Below are 19,189 nucleotides of genomic sequence, written 5' to 3'. Positions count from 1 at the left end.
CCCATTAACCGAAACAATTCCCCTAAAGTGAGATGAAATTACTTCCCCAAATAATTTCATCACTTAATTAAAATTATCGTGCAATAGGTCCGCCGTTTTCAACAATTTCTTGTGGAACATTAGCGAACTTTTTGAAATTCTCGTGAAATTTACCAGCTAATTCTTTTGCTTTTGCTACATAAGAATCTTGGTTTGCCCAAGTTTTGTTCGGTTGTAGCACTTCGTCAGGTACACCTGGAACATGTAGTGGTACCTCTAAGCCAAAAATAGCATCTGTAGCAGTTTCGATATGATTTAATTCACCAACAAGTGCGGCTTGAACCATTGAACGTGTATAAGAAAGCTTCATTCTCGAACCAACCCCATACTCTCCACCAGTCCAACCTGTGTTAACTAAGAAAACATTAGCATTGTGCTCATCAATTTTATTTCCAAGCATTTCCGCATACCGAGTAGCTGGAAGCGGTAAGAATGGAGATCCGAAGCAAGTTGAGAAAGTTGCTTCAGGAGATGTAACTCCACGCTCTGTTCCTGCTAGTTTAGAAGTATAACCACTTAAGAAATGGTACATAGCTTGTTCTTTAGTAAGCTTCGAGATTGGAGGTAATACTCCAAAAGCATCAGCTGTTAAGAAAATAATGGTATTAGGATGACCAGCAACACTTGGATCAACAATATTGCTAATTGCTTGTAATGGATAAGCTGCACGAGTGTTTTCTGTTAAGGTAGTGTCATCATAATCGGCGATACGGCTTTCGTCGTCAAGAACAACATTTTCAAGGACAGAACCAAAGCGGATTGCATCAAAAATTTGTGGTTCTTTTTCACGAGATAAATTGATGCATTTTGCATAACAACCGCCTTCAATATTGAAGACACCATTTGCTGACCAACCATGCTCGTCGTCACCGATTAATTTACGGTCTGGGTCTGCTGATAAAGTTGTTTTCCCAGTTCCAGAAAGACCAAAGAATAAAGCAACATCGCCTTCTGCCCCAACATTTGACGAACAGTGCATAGATAGAATTCCGCTTTCAGGAAGCAAGTAATTCATAATAGAAAAAATCGATTTTTTGATTTCTCCAGCATATTCTGTACCGCCAATTAAAACTGTTCTGCGTTCGAAAGAAATAATGATAAAGGTTTCTGACGCAGTACCATCAACAGCAGGATCTGCTTTAAAGTTAGGTGCGCAGATAACCGAAAATGCATTATTGTGCTCTTCTAGTTCTTTTTCGTCTGGACGAATGAATAATTGATGAGAAAAAAGATTATGCCAAGCATACTCATTGATTATTTGGATTGGCAAACGATATTTTTTATCTGCCCCTGCGAAACCACGGAAGACAAAAACTTCCTCTTGTTTTTGTAAATAAGTTACGACTTTATTGTAAAGCTTTGAAAATGCTTCTTCAGAGATCGGTGTATTTATAGAACCCCATTCGACCTTGTCCTTTGATGAAGCTTCTTCTACAATATACTTGTCTTTAGGTGAACGGCCAGTATATTTTCCAGTGGTGGCACGGACAGCGCCAGTTGATGAAATAATTCCTTCTTTTCGCTCTAATACTTTTTCAACTAACTGGGGAACTGAAAGTTGAATCTTAATGTTATTACCACTTAATAATTTACTTAGTTCATTAGAAATACTTACAGAATTCATCTGATAAATACCTTCCTTTATCAAATATTTTTGAGTGTTGTGAATAGTATAACACATTCGAGTTAATAATCTATACTATTAACTCGATTTTTAAAAAAATTATAGTTCACCTTATCATTCTTTAGTTAAATAACGTTGTTAATTAAACTAATAAGTTAAATAGGTTATCCTGTATTGTGTTATGAGGGTCAATCATGCACAACGATGCTAAATTCCATTATTATATAATTAGTGAACATTTATAAAAAACGATTGACATCATTTGACACTATACGGTATTATTCAACCTTGAACGGATACTCTCTTATCCTGAGCTGGTGGAGGGACAGGCCCAATGAAACCCAGCAACCTGCTATAAAAGAAAACCGAGATTAATCTCTCTGACAAACTTTCTTTCTAGCAAGGTGCTAACCTGACGCAAGGCATATGACCTTGAACGATAAGAGTGAAAGGCGCAAATTAGTTTGCTCAAAACCTTTCCTCATTTAAAAGGAAGGGTTTTTTATTTTGTCGCCTTTTAAATGGAAAACATGTGTGCTTTTAATAATCCCAGGTCTATATAGTTCATACACGATAAATTGGGATAAGAACTCCATGTTTATTTCATACTACATAGGGAATGAGTACCGTATCAATCTGAGGTTAATATAAGGGGTTCAGCTGTTAATCTCGTTATAAGGAAAAGGAGGAATTCAGATGTCCACAAAACGTCGTTTGTTCACTTCTGAATCAGTAACTGAAGGTCATCCAGATAAGATGTGTGACCAAATTTCTGATTCCATTTTAGATGCTATTTTAGCGAAGGATGCTAATGCCCGTGTTGCTGCTGAAACTTCAGTAACAACTGGATTAGTTCTAGTTGCTGGCGAAATTACTACATCTACTTATGTGGATATTCCAAAGATTGTTCGTGAAACGATTAAAGGTATCGGGTACGATCGTGCTAAATATGGTTTTGATTCTGAGACTTGTGCGGTTTTAACTTCTATTGGTGAACAAAGTCCTGATATTGCTATGGGTGTTAATCAGGCCCTTGAAGCACGTGAAGGTCTAATGTCTGATGAAGAAATCGAAGCAATTGGAGCAGGAGACCAAGGCTTAATGTTTGGCTATGCTTGTAATGAAACAAAAGAGCTTATGCCACTCCCAATTTCGCTTGCACACAAGCTTGCTCGTCGATTAGCAGAAGTGCGTAAGGATAAAGTTCTTGAGTACCTTCGTCCAGATGGAAAAACTCAAGTAACTGTGGAATATGATGAAAATGACAAGCCAGTTCGTATTGATACAATTGTCATCTCAACTCAGCATAATCCTGAGGTAATGTTAGAGCAAATTCAACGCAATTTAAAGGAATATGTTATCAATCCGGTTGTTCCAAAAGAACTAATCGATGAAAATACAAAGTATTTTATTAATCCAACTGGACGTTTCGTTATTGGCGGTCCTCAAGGAGATGCTGGTCTTACTGGTCGTAAAATTATCGTTGATACTTATGGTGGCTATGCTCGTCACGGCGGTGGCGCGTTTTCTGGTAAAGATCCAACAAAAGTTGACCGTTCTGCTGCTTATGCTGCACGTTATGTTGCGAAAAACATTGTTGCTGCTGGTCTCGCTGAAAAGTGCGAAGTTCAGCTTGCTTATGCGATTGGCGTTGCACGACCTGTATCGATTGCTGTTGATACATTTGGAACAGGAAAAGTAAGTGAGAATGTTCTCGTTGACCTCGTACGCAACAACTTTGACCTTCGTCCTGCTGGAATCATCAAAATGCTAGATCTTCGTCGTCCCATTTATAAGCAAACGGCTGCTTACGGCCACTTTGGAAGAACAGATGTTGATCTTCCATGGGAACGTACCGATAAAGCAGAAGGCATATTAAAACAAGCTAACCTATAAAAGAAAAACGGGGGGGTTACACGAAAGTGTAACTCCTGTTTTTTATTTTAGGTCTATTTTATGTTATTATATTGAGTATGATTTTAAAAAGAGAAGAATCAAATTAAATGATGAGAGTCCTCCTATTTGCTAGTGGACGCTTGTTTGAAATGGAGTAGGTGACGTACATAATGTGTGGTTTCATTGGTTGTGTACATGATAAAACACAAGAATATACCGAAGAACAAATTCAACAGTTTAAAAATATGAATACGATTATTACACATCGCGGTCCTGATGATGATGGATATTATTTTGATCAACATGTTCAATTTGGGTTCCGCCGTCTAAGTATTATTGATATTGAAAGTGGACATCAACCGCTAACTTATGAAAATGAGCGTTATTGGATTATTTTTAATGGTGAAATATATAACTATCTTGAGCTTCGTGAAGAGCTTACAAATGAAGGTTTAACATTTGCTACAAGCTCTGACACTGAGGTCATTATTGCCCTTTACAGCCATTTGAAGGAAAAAGCAGTAGACCGTTTGCGCGGAATGTTTGCATTTGTCATTTGGGACAAACAAGAACAAACACTTTTTGGTGCTAGAGATCATTTCGGAATCAAACCATTTTTCTATTATGAACATGGAGAAAAGACCTTTTTTGCTTCTGAAAAGAAAAGCATTGTACTTGCATTAGAAGATGTCATAAATTATCAAGCGTTACAACAATATTTAACGTATCAGTTTGTCCCTGAACCAGACACGTTGTCTGAAGGGATTTTTAAGCTTGAACCAGGTCACTATTTTACCAAAAAAATCGGCAAACCGATGGAAATTTCACGGTACTGGAAGGCTTCATTCCAACCAGTTCAAAAGTCAGAAGATACTTTTATCAAAGAAATTAGAGATGTCATGATCGATTCCGTGAAAATGCACATGAGAAGTGATGTTCCTGTTGGTTCCTTCCTTTCAGGCGGAATTGACTCATCCATCATCGCTTCAATTGCCAAAGAATTTCATCCAGCCATTAAAACGTTTTCGGTTGGATTTGAACATAATGGTTTTAGTGAAATCGATGTTGCGAAAGAAACGGCTGAAAAACTCGGTGTTGAAAATATTAGTTATGTTATTTCCCCTGAAGAGTATATTAATGAGTTACCGAAAATTATGTGGCATACGGATGATCCATTAGCTGACCCGGCTTGCGTCCCTCTCTATTTCGTCGCACGCGAAGCAAGGAAGCACGTGACAGTTGTTCTATCAGGTGAAGGTGCTGATGAACTGTTCGGTGGCTATAATATTTATCGTGAACCCCAATCGCTTGAGGTTTTTAACAAGATTCCAAGTGTCGGTAAATCGCTGCTAAAAGGAATTGCAACCATGATGCCAGCGGGGATGAAAGGTAAGAGCTTTATTGAGCGTGGTGTCACCCCGATGGAAGAACGCTATATTGGGAATGCAAAGATGTTTACAGATGAGGAAAAACGCAATCTTTTACACGTGTATAACCAAGACATTAAATATACAGATGTGACCAAACCTCTCTATGAGCAAAGCCGAGGTTACGATCCGGTTGATCGCATGCAATTTATTGACATTCATACATGGATGCGCGGTGACATTTTATTAAAGGCTGATAAAATGACAATGGCTCATTCGTTAGAACTACGTGTCCCGTTTTTAGATAAAGAAGTCTTTAATATTGCTTCTAAAATACCAACTAGCTTAAAGACTGCTAACGGTACAACAAAATATATTTTGAGGAAAGCGGTCGAGGGAATTGTCCCTGACCACGTCCTTAACCGTAAAAAGCTTGGATTCCCAGTGCCAATCCGTCACTGGTTAAAAAATGAAATGAATGATTGGGCAAAGAAGACGATCCGTGAAAGCAATACTGATCATTTAATTAACAAGTCCTATTTATTAAATCTATTAGACGATCATTGTCAGGACAAAGCCGATAATAGCCGGAAAATCTGGACCGTTTTGATGTTCATGGTTTGGCATGATGTCTACATTGAAAAAAAATATTCCTTTGAGTTGGACTATTTAAAACAAACGGCAATGCAAAGTTAATGAATATTCAATGTAAGAAGAGAGGCTGACCCAATGAGTCAGCCTCTCTTTGAATTTGGCTCTGTTAAACTAGAATGTTGATTTCCGTTCCAGGCGCTTCGCGCACCTTAGGGGCGGGCGGTGAGCCTCCTCGGCGCTAAAGCGCCTGCGGGGTCTCACCTGTCCCGCAGCTCCCGCAGGAGTCTTCTCGCCTTCCACTCCAATCAACATTGTGCAAAAAATCAACATTGAGCTTTAACACAGACTTAAATTTAACAATAGGATAAGTTGAATTTTGGACCTTTTTTAATAAAAAAAGCTATAATTAAAAACAGTAACCTAGTTCTTGTTGGCAAAAGGCATAGCAATGTTTGTAAAGGGAAACCTAAACCTATTTACTCTCGTTTTTTGATTGAAGTGCTTTATAATATTGTCCTTTTTCAACGTATTCACGCGAAATTCGTTCCATATCAGCGATATCATTGGCATTTAATTCTCTAATGACTTTAGCAGGACGACCATAAGCCATTGTATTAGGTGGAATCTTTTTTCCCTGTGAGACGAGACTTCCAGCGCCAATAAACGCACCTTCACCGATTTCGGCGTTATCAAGGATAGTTGATCCCATTCCAATCAGTGCCTTTTTTCGAATGATGCAGCTATGGAGCATGACTTGGTGACCAATCGTTACTTCATCCTCAACGATTAGTGGGTTGTTGGGACTTTGATGAAGAATGGAATTATCTTGGATATTTACCTTTTTACCAATAATGGTGGGGGCAACATCTCCACGAATAACAGAATTAAACCAAACGCTTGATTCGTCACCAATTTCGACGTCTCCTGTTACGGTTACATAATCTGCAATAAAAGCAGATTCGGAAATCTTTGGGTTTTTCCCTTTGTACGGATAAATCATGGATTTCTCTCCTTTATACCTTGTCTAGCTACAGGTATGGTACCCCGTACCTTGCGCTTATGGACAGTGCTAATTTAATTTTAGACAAAATGCCACCCATTTTGTCAAAGATTTAATCTTAATTTTTAAAAAATTATCAATCAAGAGATATTTGACATTTAAGACGGAGGCAGTTTTTATGTGGAAATGGGAAGCAGAAGGGGAAGCGAAAGCGGTAATTGTGATGGTTCACGGGGCTATGGAGCATCATCGTCGCTACGGATGGCTTATACAAATGTGGCGTTCTTCGGGATTTCATGTCATCATGGGAGACTTACCAGGTCAAGGAATGACAACTCGAGCAAAAAGAGGACATATTGATTCATTTGATGATTATATATTTGAAGTAAAGGATTGGATTCAGGCAGCATATCAGTTTGAATTGCCTGTATTTTTACTTGGACATAGTATGGGTGGATTAATCGCGGTTCGTTTATTGCAGGAGGAAGAAGTTAATTTGGCTGGGGTTATTTTATCATCGCCTTGCTTTGGATTGGTAAAGTATCCATCAAGATTCCTTAATGCCCTGTCGTTTGGCTTAAACTACGTTATGCCTGAATTTAGAATGAATTCCGGCATAACGGTTGAAATGGCTACCCGAAATCAAGATGTTAGAGATGTAGACTTGAATGATACATTGTATGTTACAAAGGTATCAATTAGATGGTATCGCGAAATGGTTCAAGCAATAAAGCTCGCATTTGTGAACATTGATAAATTGCCTGATATCCCGATGCTGGTTATGCAAGGCGGAGAAGATAAAATTGTTAACAAGCAGGTGGTAAGGGATTGGTTTAACCAAGTTCCTTTATCCGAAAAAAGGTTTAAAGAATGGACAAAATGTTACCATGAAATTTTTAATGAACCTGAACGTGATGACGTGTTTGAATATGGTAAAGATTTTGTTAACAGTCAGCTTAAGGTGATAGGTTATTTGGTATAAGTAAAGCCCAGCAATGGAGTCTTACTACCCGTTAAAAAGGGATAAAAGGGGTGTTGAAATGACGATACCGACACAGCCAATCAGTTTAATGTCCAGTGTCTACTGGAAGGTATTGCCGACCGTCCAACAAGAATTAGATTATTGGAAAAAGAAAGCAGAGGCAATTCCAAATCCGGAACTTCGTAAACAAGCAATAGCGAGTATTGCTAATAAAACATTTCATTGTCAGGGCGGATCGATTCTGGCTTTATTAGCTACAGATAAATGGCGCCAGGCGATAAAATTTATTGTCGCTTATCAAACAATCAGTGATTATTTAGATAATCTGTGCGATCGAAGCACTTCGCTTGACCCCGTTGATTTTGCATCCTTACATGAAGCAATGAAAGATGCACTATGCTTAAGTGTTGCGCCGAAAAATTATTACCGATACCGTGAGGATCAAGATGATGGGGGCTATTTAGCAGAACTTTCCGGAGCTTGTCGAGCTGTCTTGCAAGAAATGCATCATTACCCAAAGATCAGTTCATTTCTTACAGAACTATGTGAATATTACTGTGATCTTCAAATTCATAAGCATGTAGTGGTAGAAGAGCGGGTTCCTCGGTTAAAACAATGGTATCTACTTAATCAAGATAACATTCCCGAGATGGAGTGGTATGAATTTTCGGCATGCTCAGGATCAACATTAGGTATATTTTGCTTATTATCATACGCGATGAGAGATGATTTTGAAGATGATCATGCTGAAAAGATAAAAAATGGATATTTCCCATATATTCAGGGTTTACACATCCTGCTTGATTATTTTATTGATCAAGAAGAAGATCGACTTGGTGGAGATTTAAATTTTTGCTTTTATTATGAAAATAAACAAACATTATTTAATCGTTTAAAATATTTTCTGTTAGAAGCTGATCGCCATACGAAGAAGCTTCCAAATCAAAAATTTCACCGGCTTATTAATCGAGGGTTACTTGGTATTTATTTATCGGACAAAAAAGTGGCAAAACAAAAGGGTGTTAGGAAGTTAGCAAAGGAAATCATCAAAACTGGTGGAGCTGTTAGTTACTTTTTTTACGTTAATGGTCTTATTTTTCGAAGAGTGGAAAAGTTGGTTCCAGCAGGGGTCATCAGAGCGTTAGTGAAATAGCTGACCCTAATCCAAGGAGTCAGCTATTTTTTCAATGGCAATAATAAATGGTGGAGAATTAATTTGGTTAATAAATTGATATTGGAGAACGTGAGCCTTTTTTTGGTCTAATTCCACCACATATTGAAGAAGATCATCACGCTCGTGATCCCCATCTTGATGTCCATGATAAATCACTAACACTATGATTCCTTCGGGAGCCATGATCTCTAGAAGCTGTTTGAGTGCGGAAATGGTTGTAGTCGATTTTGTAACAATCGATTTATCTCCACCAGGTAAATAACCAAGATTGAAAATTGCCCCACTTATTTTCCCGAAATGGTCATTCGGTATCGAAGCTAAAATATGCTCATGACCTGTATGGAAAAGTACGGCATTTTCAGCAAGTCCACTATTTTGTAACCGTAGTTTTGTTGATTTGACTGCGGCTCCTTGAATATCAAAACCGTACACTTTACCTTTTTGCCCGACTAGTTCTGCTAAAAAAGCAGTATCGTGACCATTTCCAATCGTGGCATCCACAGCTATGTCCCCATCCCCCACAGCTAACTTCAATAACCTCCTAGCAAAGGGTAATACTTTATCGAGTTTCATTTTTCGAAAATCCCCCAGTGTTTAGAGCCTAATCATAAAATTTGCCTTGCCAGCTATTGCGTCGCTTTAGTTCAGCATCAATCGCGTTTAATACTTCCCACTTATTAACACTCCACATCGGCCCAATCATTAAGTCAATCGGTCCATCCCCGGTAATACGATGCACAATCATTTCTGGGGGTAAAATCTCCAATTGGTCGCAAACTAACTTTACATAATCCTCAAAAGAAAGAAATTCCAGCATCCCTTTTTCGTATTGTTTGACCATGGGTGTCCCTTTTAATAAATGAAGCAAGTGAATTTTAATTCCTTGAACATCTAGCTTGGCCACTTCTTGTGCTGTTTGCATCATCATTTCTGGAGTTTCTAGGGGAAGTCCGTTAATGATATGGGTACAGACACGAATTCCGTGTTTGCGGAGCTTGTTTACTCCTTCAACATAGCTTGGAAAATCATGGGCACGGTTAATCAAAAGTGCTGTTCGTTCATGAATAGTTTGTAGCCCAAGCTCCACCCATAAATAGGTTCGTTTATTTAAGTCTGCTAAATATTCGACGACATCATCTGGCAAACAATCAGGTCTAGTGGCAATTGATAATCCAACCACACCTTCTTGCTGTAAAACCATTTCAAATTTTTCTTTTAAAACCTCAACTGGTGCATGTGTGTTGGTAAATGCTTGGAAGTAAGCCATGTACTTTCCGTCTTTCCATTTTTCATGCATTTTTGCTTTGATTTCCTGAAATTGTGTGTTTAAGTCTTCGGCACGATTACCGGCGTAGTCACCAGACCCTGCTGCACTACAAAATGTACATCCTCCATGGGCAACGGTGCCATCACGATTGGGACAATCAAAGCCACCGTCTAAGGCGATTTTAAATACTTTATGACCAAACGTCTGACGCAAATGGTAGTTCCATGTATGGTATCGTTTGTCATCACTTGCATATCGAAAGGGGTTAGCCTGATTCAATTCAGATCCTCCTAAAAACTTAATCAAGATTTTTTAAAACACTCAAAACCCGAGTGATTTGATTCATAAGTGAAATTGTATCATGAAATATCGCGGTTATCCAAGATAGATGTACGAATTGGAAGTAATTAAACATTGAATATGGTGTTAGGAATGACAGTTGTGAACAAAATATTAAAGAAGCAATCCGCTTCATGTCCACCATCTTTAAGGGAGGTGCTCAAGATGGCAACTCGTAAATCAATGGATGATTTTTTTCAGCAATGTGAGGACGTAATTAGGTTTGCACAAAACGAGTATAATGAAGCAAACAAGCAGGAGCATTACAACAACGATAACTATACAGAGGCATTGAACAAAATTGAGGAGACATATAATGATCTGACTGGACTTGCCCATAGTGCAAATGGGCAACAACGGGAACAGCTTCATCGAATGAGGCTCCAGCTTCAGCAAATTCAAAATTCGATGATTTTACTTGATCAGTAAGGAGTGAAAAAAGAACATGAAAAAGCGTTCAAAACAAAACAATCCAGAACAAAAAACACGAAATGGTGTTAATAATCAAGATATGGAACTTGGAACCGATTACGATCCTGTAAAGCAATCGAAGAAAAATTACGAAAAGACAGGTGGACAGCCAGTAAAGTCGAAGTTCCATCCAGAACCAGAACAATCTTCATAATAATAGTGAAAAAGAGCCTCATACATTTACTTTGTATGGGGCTAGTTTTTGCTCGCTTTTTTTCCCCAAACACGAAAACTACATTAACACTACATATTTGATGTTAAAACGGAGTTCACAAAAAGGTAACGAATGGGAGGGTAAACTGTGAAATACGTCACAGAACCCAATCTTGAAAAATCGTTAAATAAGGAAGTACTACATAACAGGGTGATTGCTTAAAAGGTTGTTGATTTATATAAACTTACCACTGGAAAGGAAGACATAGATGAGGAAGACTGCATTTTATATAAGTTTACTAATGTGTTTGCTAATGACTTTGCCGAATGATTCGAGCGCTGAATCAAACGTTGATACGAATTCTCCGATTCTCTCAATGGAGGAGCTTTCCATTCAATTGATGCCAGAATACTCTTATCATCCAATGGACAAAAAGAAGGATCATCCACCATTATTAGTCGGACTTCATGCATCATTAATGAACAAAAGTGCTCAACCCCAAAGAGGTCAAATCGAAATTCCCCTTCCTGTAAAATCAAAAGACTTTCGCATCGGATTTGTCGCTGATTACAATCGTGATGGTTCAAAAATGAACGAAATTGAGTATGACATAAATAAGGACAGGGGAACCATTTCATGGACGACTAGTGAAGATGTTCAACCTGGGGAGTTCTATAAATTTGTAGTTGAGTATTATACAAATGATATAAAAGTCAATCAAAAGAAAAATACGTTGGACTACCAATTTAAAAGCTTTGCCAATATTGGTTTAGTAAGAATTTTATTTTTAGAGCCTCTTAAAACAAATAGCTTCAAGTTAACTCCAGCGGCTGAATCCCATCAGGAAAATGGCTATGGAATGAACATGTTCATGTACCAAATTCAAGGAATGATACCGGATCAAACGAAGAAATTTCATTTGGAATATAAACGATCAGATTCGAAAACAACAATGGATATAATGGCTGAAATGGGGGACAAAACCGCTAAACAAGGGCAGGTAAAGAAAAATAAGACTCTTTCTATGGGAGTAATGGTAGGTGGAGTTGGTGGAATTAGTGGTGTGGTCGCTATTCTTGTCTTATTATTCCTGAAGAGAAAAGCCAAGAAGAAAAAGAAAGAAACTAGTCTTCCTGATATTGATTTAGGTCAGACAGATCTTGAAACAAAAAAGAAACGACTCAGAGGAATGTTACTTGAAGGAAACATCTCGGAGGAAGAATATCAGGAATTGCTTCGGAAGCTTGTCGAATAAACCATAATGATTCTGACCGTCTTGTTATTAATTCATCAGGAGAGTAACCATAAATTAGACAGGCGAAGGTGGTGTTTAGCATTTATCTATTAGGAAACATTTCACTTATTCTCGGTTTAGTAATTTCTATTTATTCCTTGACTGCTATTGTAATCGGGATTAGGAAAAAGAGTGAGATTTGGCTTCAAAGTGCTAAAGGCGGAATCTTATCTCTTACTTTCGTATCAAGCATTGCTGCGTTTCTTCTATTTTATATACTTGGCACAAGCCAGTTCCAATATAAATATGTGGCAGCATATACAAATCTTGAGTTGCCGCTTGTCTATAAGCTAACGGCCTTTTGGGCAGGTAATGCAGGATCGTTACTATTATGGCTTTTCTTGCTTTGTTGTTATACAGGGATGATCGTGCTTTCAAAGAGAAACAAACATAACGAAATGATTCCATATGTTTCGAGCATCCTTTTAGCTAATATTGTATTTTTCTTTCTCGTTCTTCTGGTAAGTGTAAATCCATTTGCGATGAGTGACATCATTCCACCGGATGGAAAAGGATTAAATCCAATGCTGCAAAATCCAGGGATGGTCCTTCACCCAGTCACCTTGTATTTAGGTTATGTCGGTTTAGCTGTTCCATTTGCCTTTGCGATTGCTGCACTTATGATGAAAAGAATGGATGCAGAATGGATCAAATTAACAAGACGTTGGACATTAACTGCATGGTTATTTTTAACATTAGGTAATATTATCGGAGGCTGGTGGGCGTATTTAGAGCTTGGCTGGGGCGGCTACTGGGCTTGGGATCCAGTTGAAAATGCTTCGTTCCTACCATGGCTCACGGCTTCAGCGTTTTTGCACTCTGTGATGATACAAGAACGGAAAAACATGTTAAGAACATGGAATATAAGTCTTATCATTATTTCTTATATTTTAACGTTATTTGGGACCTTTTTAGTAAGAAGTGGTGTGCTAACAAGTGTTCATGCCTTTGGTGATACCAATCTCGGTACTTACTTTTTAATTTTTATGTCATTCATGGCATTGTTTGCTATTTATATTGCCATCTCAAGATATCAATTGATTAAAAAAGAAACAAGCCCAATAGAAGCGTATTTTTCAAAAGAAAGCAGCTTTTTATTAAACAATCTAATTCTGATTGCAGCAGCTTTTGCTGTTCTGTGGGGAACGATGTATCCACTAGTTTCAGAATCAATCATAGGGATAAAAGTTAATGTGGGAGCCCCTTACTTTAATAAAGTAATGGCGCCAATCATGCTTTGTTTAATTATCCTCATGGCTATATGCCCACTAATCTCCTGGCAAAAGGCTGTTTTTAGTCGGTTTATCCGAAATATCATGGGTCCATTTCTTGTGGCAGTCCTTTTCGGAATCGCAATGGTCTTGTCTGGTATTCATGGGGTGTTTGCCATCATTGGCTTATCTGCTTCGGTATTTATGTTTTGCACTCATTTCCTAGAATTTTGGCGGGGAATGAAGGCACGGAAAAAGGCAACGAATGAAAACCTTTTGAAAGCAGTTTTTCGGTTAACCATAAAGAACCAACGCAGATACGGTGGCTATGTTGTTCATATAGGGATGGCCATTCTAGCTGTTGGGATCATTTCCTCCCATACCTATTCACAGGAAGTTTTGAAAACAGTGGATAAAGGTCAAACATTTGCGATTGGTGACTATCGTTTAACCTTTAACGGCCTTACTGAAAAGACAGTGCGAGGGAATGATACAGTCTTTGCAGATGTAAGCGTTAAATTTAAGGATATAAATGATGGAACCATTGTCCCAAAAAAGATTTTTTATAGCAATTGGCCAGAACCTTCGACAGAAGTAGCAATCAAAACAAATATAAAGGAAGATTTATATGTAGTATTAAGCTCTTGGGAGAACAAACAAAAAGCTACCTTTCTTGTGAAAGTAAATCCGTTTGTTAGTTGGATTTGGGTAGGAGGATTCATCATGGTCCTAGGAATAGCGATCGCCTTAATCGGCGGAAAAACAGCATTTCATCGGATAAACCTGCACCCTTTAAGACGCTCGGAAGGTGTGTGATCGGAAATGAAACGAAAAATAGCGGTGATAACTTTTCTATTTCTATCGATTGTTCCAAATTTTTCATTTGCAGCTTTTACTTATAACTCGAAGGAATTTCAACATGTAATCGAACAGTTGGACATGCAAGGGCATGCCGACCATGACTTATCAACTTGTTCAGTGAAAAAAATCTATTATGAAGAAGTCGTCGACATGTTAAATGAGGGAAAGTCTCAGAACGACATTATAAAATCCTATGTTGATGAGTATGGGCAGGCAGCCCTACGAACACCAGGGACAAGCTGGGCTGGAATATTTGCGTGGGCTATGCCAGCTGTAGGTCTTTTATTGGGGCTTTGGATTGTTATAAAGGGGATGCAAAAATTCACCTTTAAGGCAAAAGATTCAATTGAAACTAGTCCGACCCCATTACAATGGCAGAATGATATCGAGCGAGAAATATTTGAAAAAACAATGGATGAAGAACGACGGAAATTATTTTAGTCAATCAGTCTCTTAGTATGCGGAAGGAGCGAATGAATGATGGATATTTTGTTTTTGATTATTGGTTCCTTTGTAACAATTATTTGTTTTTATCTTATCGTTTCTCCTTTTTATAACCAGAAAACGAAGACTTCATCGATTTACCAAAAGCAGCAAGATAGGGCATCTGTTGAAATGATTTATTCAGCAGTAAACGAATTAGAAATGGATTTTTTAATGAAAAAAATACCCGAGGTTGATTTTCAGGAAATGAAGGAGCGCTACCAAATCATGGCGGCAGACTACTTCCAACTGGAAGACCAGCCCTTTTATAAGCAAAAAGAAACTGTTGACCATTCAAATATAGATCATGAAATTTTACTTGAATTAAAAAATATCCGCAGTAAGCACAGAAAGGAAGGTAGGAAGGATGAAAGAGATTCCTCCTTTTAGAAATAGATGAAAAAGAATCCTATCTCAGTCATGGTGATTGTCGTGGTAGTGGTCTTTTTGGGTTTTTTGGTGAATGGTTTAAGTGGGAAAGCTACAACGGCTGATCTAGGCGATAAGGCTAAAGATTTTAGTTTAAAGGATGTAAATGGAAAAGCTTATAAGCTTTCTGATTATAGAGGGAAAATCATCGTGATGAATTTTTTCACCACATGGTGTGGTCCATGTCTTGACGAGGCCCCAGAACTAGAAGCGTTTGGGTCAGAATATAAAGATGCCCAGTTTTTCGTTTTAGCAAAGGGCGAAACAACCAATCGGGTTAAAAATTATATTCAAAAAAATAATTCAAAGCTCATCTACCTGCTTGATACAAAAGAAGGAACCGCTAAAAACTACAACGTAGTTGGTCAACCTGAAACAATCATTATTGATGGTAAAGGGGTGATTAGAAAAAGAATCACTGGACCAACGACGAAGAAAAAGTTGATTGATATAGTTGAAAAGCTTCACTAACCATGGTTAGAGCACTATCAAGTGTTTTAATAAATAGAAATGAATTTTTACCAGGGAGGTGAAAACATGATGAAAAGGTTGCTCGCAATAGATAAGCGCTTACTTTTGTTGATAGGATTATTTCTCGGAATCGTCCTTTCAGTTGTAACAGTGAAAACCTTGGCATACACAGATTCAGCAGAATTTTGTAAGAGCTGTCATATTATGACCAATGTCTATGATTCATTCACTGATTCTCCACACGCAGAGCTCGCGTGTGCTGCTTGCCACTTACCACATGACTCATTGGTGAGTAAGTATACATTTAAAGCAAAGTCAGGGCTTGGTCACGTTTATTACAATACGTTAGGCGAGGAAGATATACCAGAGGTGCTCCATCCAACTGATGGTTCAAAAGAGGCGATTAATCACAATTGTATGAATTGCCACAAGAGCACTTTGAAGAATGTTTCACATGATGCAAAAGAAAGCTGTACAAACTGTCATCAGTCGGTACCGCACGGGAAAGGTTTTAAGAATGAAGATTTTTACAAACCAGCTAAAAAGGGAGAACTTTTACAAGAAAAGGGAGGAACGATGAGCAATGGCTAGGAATTATCGTTGGACTTATATTTTACTAGTCGCTGTCATATTCATCATTTCAGGCTGTTCTGGCGCTAAAGAAAAAGAAAATGCCAGTGAACTGAAAACGGGTTTATCAAAAGATGAAATCAGCAATGAAGCATTTAAAGATTTATTTCCGCTTCAATATGATAGCTACAAGAAAAACGAAAAAATGGAAGATACAAAATATAGTGGATCTGTTAAGCGAAGTAAATTTGATCAGGATAAAGAACCATATTTACCAATCTTGTTCAATGGTTACGGATTTGCGACAGAATATAATGAAGACCGGGGTCATATTTATGCACTCGATGATATTCGGTCAGTTGCACGGATTAATGACAAGTCAGTTGGTTCCTGTTTAACATGTAAGTCAACTGCTGTCCCTCATATGATTGAGGAAATGGGAGACGCTTATTGGAGTGGAAACTTTAATTCAGAAATTTGGCCAAAAGCGGAGTCAATGGGCCATTCGCCAATTGGATGCTCTGACTGTCACGATCCTGAAACAATGGATTTACGGGTGACTCGTCCAAGTTTTGTGAAAGCGATGGAATCCAAAGGTGTGGATATGTCAAACCCAACAAAAAATGAAATGCGTAGCTATGTTTGTGGGCAATGTCATGTTGAGTACTATTTTGATGCTAAAAATAGTGAAGTAACATTCCCGTGGGCAAATGGGTTCAAACCAGAAGATATGTTTAAATACTATGAAACTACCGCAAAAGAAAAAGGCTTTGAGAAAGACTGGATCAGTAATGTTTCAGGTACTCCAATGTTGAAATCTCAGCATCCTGATTTTGAAACATCTTCAGAAGGACCACACGGAAAAGCAAATGTGGCTTGTGCTGATTGTCATATGCCGTATGAACGTGTAGACGGTAAGAAAAAAATTAGTTCTCACTGGTGGACATCTCCACTTAAGACGATGAAAACATCTTGCGGAACTTGTCATACTAACCGTGAATTGGATGAATTGAAAGATCGTGTTACTGATATCCAAGATACTCATATGGAAGGCTTACACCAAGCTGAGGATGTTTCGATTACTTCTCATTACTATGTGAATAAAATGATTACATCTGGAGTGAGTGCAGACAAGGTGAAGTTGGCGCAGGATCAAATTCGTAAAGGACAATGGTTCTGGGATATTGTTGCCGCTGAAAGCTCAGCCGGGTTCCATAATCCACAAGGATCGATGAATTCATTAAGAATATCCCTTGAAGCCTCTAATGAAGCGATTCGCATTGCAACAGAGGAGCTTGTTAAGAAGGGTGTTAGTATTGAGGAATTAAATACAGAGATTGAAAAAGTGAAGAAGGCTGTAGTGGAAGAAAAAGATAACTTTAAAAAGAAAGAAAAAGCCATCAATTCTTACTTCCCAGCGCAACAGCCTCCAGTTAAATAAAGTACTTCGAAAGCACCGGGTAATTGCAGTTACCTGGTGTTTTCATTTTTTAATTTTGACTACTTTTTGTTCGGGTGTCAATGAAAACGAATGTGTATTCATTTTATGAAGAGTGGTGTGGAAAAAAGGTTTGCCAAGGAGGTCAAAAACCACTAGAATTATTTTGTTAATCGAAATATATCGAAATAATTTTTGAGGGAGCGGATTTTTCATGCCACGAGCCTTATGGCTTCTCGTGATCGGTATGGCAGTGAATGTTACAGGCTCTTCTTTTTTATGGCCTTTAAATTCTATCTATATTCATGACCATTTAGGGAAGTCAATGTCCATTTCAGGAATGGTTTTAATGATAAATTCGGCCACAAGTGTGGTCGGTAATTTAATTGGGGGGCATTTGTTTGATCGAATCGGAGGCTATCGCTCGATTCTTCTAGGAATTGGGATTACGGTATTGGCTCTGTTTGGATTAACGATGTGGAATGGCTGGCCAGAATATGTCATTTTTTTAGCTGTTGTTGGGTTTGGTTCAGGAATTGTTTTTCCGTCTATGTATGCAATGGCTGGGTCAGTCTGGAAGGAAGGCGGCCGAAAAGCCTTTAATGCCATTTATGTAGCTTCTAATTTAGGAGTGGCCATTGGCTCTGCATTAGGTGGGATTGTAGCAGCCATTTCTTTTCGGTGGATTTTCTTAGCTAACGCCCTTTTGTATCTTATTTTTTTATTCATAGCCTTATTTGGATATAAAGGAATTAAAACTCAAGTAGGGAAACAGGCTAATAATCCTAGTGGGCGAATGAATGCGAATCATCATTCTCAGCTTCATGCACTTCTGATTCTTTGTGTGGGCTTTATGCTTAGTTGGGTGGGGTATTGTCAATGGCAAGCAACAATCGGCCCTTACACCCAAGAAATCGGCCTTTCGTTAAAACAATATAGTCTATTATGGACGATAAATGGAGCACTTATTGTATTAGGTCAACCTATTTTGGCAAAAATGATAAAATACCTAGCAAAATCGGTTAAGAAACAAATTATCCTTGGGACCCTTATTTTTGTGGTGGCCTTTATTATCGCTTCACAAGCACAACAATTCACTGCTTTTGCTGTAGCCATGATGATCATGACCATTGGCGAAATGTTGGTTTGGCCTGCTGTGCCAACCATTGCAGACAAACTGGCGCCTATAGGGAGAGAAGGATTTTATCAGGGAATCGTGAATAGCACAGCAACTGCAGGCCGGATGATCGGTCCATTATTAGGTGGAATCTTAATTGATATGTACGACATGCACATGCTATTTAGGGTGATGATCGTGCTGTTCATCTTATCTATTTTCACAACGATTATTTATGATCGGAAGCTTAAAGCAACGAGTGGACCCACAGCAAAAGCTTCATAAATATAGCGGGATAATAATACATTGCTAAATAAACGTTTAGAGCACCTTCACCCATTAACACTTTTTTCATATTATAGTTATTACTCTCTCTAGATGGCTAGTGTTTACTTGCACTAGAAAGAG

Annotated in this window: 18 protein-coding genes and 1 riboswitch; of the genes, 14 read left to right on the top strand and 4 right to left on the bottom strand. The window is 38.2% G+C overall.

The features are described from left to right. Positions 1-73: 73 nt before the first annotated feature. Positions 74-1,663, bottom strand: coding sequence for a phosphoenolpyruvate carboxykinase (ATP) (gene pckA / locus B1NLA3E_RS18380; RefSeq protein WP_015595339.1), 1,590 nt, complete (start codon positions 1,661-1,663; stop codon positions 74-76). Positions 1,664-1,964: 301 nt separating this feature from the next. Then, positions 1,965-2,109: riboswitch (SAM riboswitch) on the top strand. A gap of 250 nt (positions 2,110-2,359) precedes the next feature. On the opposite strand from pckA, the gene metK reads away from it, so the two are divergent. Further along, positions 2,360-3,559, top strand: a complete 1,200-nt coding sequence (metK, locus tag B1NLA3E_RS18375; RefSeq protein WP_015595338.1) for a methionine adenosyltransferase — start codon at positions 2,360-2,362, stop codon at positions 3,557-3,559. Positions 3,560-3,729: 170 nt separating this feature from the next. After that, complete coding sequence (gene asnB, locus B1NLA3E_RS18370) at positions 3,730-5,622, top strand: asparagine synthase (glutamine-hydrolyzing) (RefSeq protein WP_015595337.1); 1,893 nt, start codon at positions 3,730-3,732, stop codon at positions 5,620-5,622. 370 nt (positions 5,623-5,992) lie between these two features. On the opposite strand, the gene B1NLA3E_RS18365 is transcribed toward asnB, so the two are convergent. Continuing rightward, the gene (locus B1NLA3E_RS18365; RefSeq protein WP_015595336.1) at positions 5,993-6,520 is read right to left on the bottom strand and encodes a gamma carbonic anhydrase; all 528 of its coding nucleotides are present in this window, start codon (positions 6,518-6,520) and stop codon (positions 5,993-5,995) included. 178 nt (positions 6,521-6,698) lie between these two features. On the opposite strand from B1NLA3E_RS18365, the gene B1NLA3E_RS18360 reads away from it, so the two are divergent. Both B1NLA3E_RS18360 and B1NLA3E_RS18355 read left to right on the top strand, forming a co-directional pair. Beyond that, positions 6,699-7,502 carry an alpha/beta hydrolase gene (locus tag B1NLA3E_RS18360; protein WP_015595335.1) on the top strand — a complete coding sequence of 268 codons (804 nt, stop codon included), beginning with the start codon at positions 6,699-6,701 and terminating at the stop codon, positions 7,500-7,502. Between the two features lie 58 nt (positions 7,503-7,560). Further along, positions 7,561-8,655 (top strand): tetraprenyl-beta-curcumene synthase family protein, encoded by a 1,095-nt coding sequence (locus tag B1NLA3E_RS18355; RefSeq protein ID WP_041580665.1) that lies wholly within the window; start codon positions 7,561-7,563, stop codon positions 8,653-8,655. 6 nt (positions 8,656-8,661) lie between these two features. On the opposite strand, the gene B1NLA3E_RS18350 is transcribed toward B1NLA3E_RS18355, so the two are convergent. Continuing rightward, positions 8,662-9,249 (bottom strand): class I SAM-dependent methyltransferase, encoded by a 588-nt coding sequence (locus tag B1NLA3E_RS18350; protein ID WP_015595333.1) that lies wholly within the window; start codon positions 9,247-9,249, stop codon positions 8,662-8,664. A 28-nt stretch (positions 9,250-9,277) separates the two neighbouring features. Continuing rightward, positions 9,278-10,222 (bottom strand): TIGR01212 family radical SAM protein, encoded by a 945-nt coding sequence (locus B1NLA3E_RS18345; RefSeq protein WP_015595332.1) that lies wholly within the window; start codon positions 10,220-10,222, stop codon positions 9,278-9,280. Positions 10,223-10,447: 225 nt separating this feature from the next. On the opposite strand from B1NLA3E_RS18345, the gene B1NLA3E_RS18340 reads away from it, so the two are divergent. The 10 genes from B1NLA3E_RS18340 to B1NLA3E_RS18295 all read left to right on the top strand — a co-directional run bounded on the left by B1NLA3E_RS18340 (position 10,448) and on the right by B1NLA3E_RS18295 (position 19,066). Then, positions 10,448-10,711: a YtzC family protein gene (locus B1NLA3E_RS18340; RefSeq protein ID WP_015595331.1), complete on the top strand. Its 264-nt coding sequence runs from the start codon at positions 10,448-10,450 to the stop codon at positions 10,709-10,711. Positions 10,712-10,727: 16 nt separating this feature from the next. Then, positions 10,728-10,907: a hypothetical protein gene (locus B1NLA3E_RS18335; protein ID WP_015595330.1), complete on the top strand. Its 180-nt coding sequence runs from the start codon at positions 10,728-10,730 to the stop codon at positions 10,905-10,907. A gap of 268 nt (positions 10,908-11,175) precedes the next feature. After that, positions 11,176-12,162 (top strand): hypothetical protein, encoded by a 987-nt coding sequence (locus B1NLA3E_RS18330; protein ID WP_015595329.1) that lies wholly within the window; start codon positions 11,176-11,178, stop codon positions 12,160-12,162. Between the two features lie 71 nt (positions 12,163-12,233). After that, entirely contained in the window at positions 12,234-14,228 is a 1,995-nt protein-coding gene (locus B1NLA3E_RS18325) for a heme lyase CcmF/NrfE family subunit (protein WP_236619587.1), read from the top strand. A 6-nt stretch (positions 14,229-14,234) separates the two neighbouring features. After that, on the top strand, positions 14,235-14,714 hold the full coding sequence (locus B1NLA3E_RS18320; RefSeq protein WP_015595327.1) for a cytochrome c-type biogenesis protein CcmH: 480 nt from the start codon (positions 14,235-14,237) through the stop codon (positions 14,712-14,714). Between the two features lie 36 nt (positions 14,715-14,750). Continuing rightward, positions 14,751-15,146 (top strand): hypothetical protein, encoded by a 396-nt coding sequence (locus tag B1NLA3E_RS18315; RefSeq protein WP_015595326.1) that lies wholly within the window; start codon positions 14,751-14,753, stop codon positions 15,144-15,146. 6 nt (positions 15,147-15,152) lie between these two features. After that, a complete protein-coding gene (locus B1NLA3E_RS18310; RefSeq protein WP_015595325.1) occupies positions 15,153-15,656 on the top strand; it encodes a TlpA family protein disulfide reductase in 504 nt (167 codons plus the stop codon). A 66-nt stretch (positions 15,657-15,722) separates the two neighbouring features. Next, entirely contained in the window at positions 15,723-16,247 is a 525-nt protein-coding gene (locus B1NLA3E_RS18305) for a cytochrome c3 family protein (RefSeq protein ID WP_015595324.1), read from the top strand. Next, a complete protein-coding gene (locus B1NLA3E_RS18300) occupies positions 16,240-17,667 on the top strand; it encodes an ammonia-forming cytochrome c nitrite reductase subunit c552 (RefSeq protein WP_015595323.1) in 1,428 nt (475 codons plus the stop codon). Before B1NLA3E_RS18305 ends, B1NLA3E_RS18300 begins: the two co-directional genes overlap by 8 nt. Positions 17,668-17,878: 211 nt before the next feature. After that, the gene (locus B1NLA3E_RS18295; RefSeq protein WP_015595322.1) at positions 17,879-19,066 is read left to right on the top strand and encodes an MDR family MFS transporter; all 1,188 of its coding nucleotides are present in this window, start codon (positions 17,879-17,881) and stop codon (positions 19,064-19,066) included. Positions 19,067-19,189: the final 123 nt, after the last annotated feature.

The sequence above is a fragment of the Bacillus sp. 1NLA3E genome (assembly GCF_000242895.2).
Classification (GTDB): Bacteria; Bacillota; Bacilli; order Bacillales; family Cytobacillaceae; genus Bacillus_BU.
This window is presented reverse-complemented; position numbering and strand designations above follow the sequence as displayed.

What these genes read in the sequence shown, in the direction of transcription:
- B1NLA3E_RS18305 (WP_015595324.1), top strand. Translation starts at nt 15,723, where the DNA reads ATGATGAAAAGGTTGCTCGCAATAGATAAGCGCTTACTTTTGTTGATA.
- B1NLA3E_RS18350 (WP_015595333.1), bottom strand. Translation starts at nt 9,249, where the DNA reads ATGAAACTCGATAAAGTATTACCCTTTGCTAGGAGGTTATTGAAGTTA.
- B1NLA3E_RS18355 (WP_041580665.1), top strand. Translation starts at nt 7,561, where the DNA reads ATGACGATACCGACACAGCCAATCAGTTTAATGTCCAGTGTCTACTGG.
- asnB (WP_015595337.1), top strand. Translation starts at nt 3,730, where the DNA reads ATGTGTGGTTTCATTGGTTGTGTACATGATAAAACACAAGAATATACC.
- pckA (WP_015595339.1), bottom strand. Translation starts at nt 1,663, where the DNA reads ATGAATTCTGTAAGTATTTCTAATGAACTAAGTAAATTATTAAGTGGT.
- B1NLA3E_RS18330 (WP_015595329.1), top strand. Translation starts at nt 11,176, where the DNA reads ATGAGGAAGACTGCATTTTATATAAGTTTACTAATGTGTTTGCTAATG.
- B1NLA3E_RS18300 (WP_015595323.1), top strand. Translation starts at nt 16,240, where the DNA reads ATGGCTAGGAATTATCGTTGGACTTATATTTTACTAGTCGCTGTCATA.
- B1NLA3E_RS18320 (WP_015595327.1), top strand. Translation starts at nt 14,235, where the DNA reads ATGAAACGAAAAATAGCGGTGATAACTTTTCTATTTCTATCGATTGTT.
- B1NLA3E_RS18315 (WP_015595326.1), top strand. Translation starts at nt 14,751, where the DNA reads ATGATGGATATTTTGTTTTTGATTATTGGTTCCTTTGTAACAATTATT.
- B1NLA3E_RS18335 (WP_015595330.1), top strand. Translation starts at nt 10,728, where the DNA reads ATGAAAAAGCGTTCAAAACAAAACAATCCAGAACAAAAAACACGAAAT.
- B1NLA3E_RS18295 (WP_015595322.1), top strand. Translation starts at nt 17,879, where the DNA reads ATGCCACGAGCCTTATGGCTTCTCGTGATCGGTATGGCAGTGAATGTT.
- B1NLA3E_RS18365 (WP_015595336.1), bottom strand. Translation starts at nt 6,520, where the DNA reads ATGATTTATCCGTACAAAGGGAAAAACCCAAAGATTTCCGAATCTGCT.
- B1NLA3E_RS18310 (WP_015595325.1), top strand. Translation starts at nt 15,153, where the DNA reads ATGAAAAAGAATCCTATCTCAGTCATGGTGATTGTCGTGGTAGTGGTC.
- B1NLA3E_RS18340 (WP_015595331.1), top strand. Translation starts at nt 10,448, where the DNA reads ATGGCAACTCGTAAATCAATGGATGATTTTTTTCAGCAATGTGAGGAC.
- B1NLA3E_RS18360 (WP_015595335.1), top strand. Translation starts at nt 6,699, where the DNA reads ATGTGGAAATGGGAAGCAGAAGGGGAAGCGAAAGCGGTAATTGTGATG.
- metK (WP_015595338.1), top strand. Translation starts at nt 2,360, where the DNA reads ATGTCCACAAAACGTCGTTTGTTCACTTCTGAATCAGTAACTGAAGGT.